The organism is Psychrobacter sp. TB55-MNA-CIBAN-0194 (assembly GCF_040309505.1).
Taxonomy (GTDB): Bacteria; Pseudomonadota; Gammaproteobacteria; order Pseudomonadales; family Moraxellaceae; genus Psychrobacter; species Psychrobacter fozii.
In genome coordinates, this window is record NZ_JBEOOW010000789.1 from 1 (window position 1) to 236 (window position 236).

Below are 236 nucleotides of genomic sequence, written 5' to 3' on the forward strand. Positions count from 1 at the left end.
GTGCTGGACTGCGTTTATTACAACTTGCCGATGATGTTCTACTCTCATTTCGATCCGCTCAGCGAGATATTCACCGCTTTGCAGAAGGCGAAAGCGGCCGTTTACACATTGCCATCGAGTGCCACAGTTGCTATGAATGGCTCATGCCAACGATTGATCACTTTCGTGAACATTGGCCAGATGTCGAGCTAGACCTTTCTACGGCGTTTGGCTTTATGCCTCTGCCTGCCCTCGCT

The 236-nt window shown here is 50.4% G+C and carries 1 protein-coding gene; it reads left to right on the forward strand.

Annotated elements, in window-relative coordinates; translation table 11 throughout:
* On the forward strand, positions 1-236 hold a 236-nt coding region (locus tag AAEY75_RS17110; protein ID WP_352260383.1), incomplete at both ends, for a LysR substrate-binding domain-containing protein.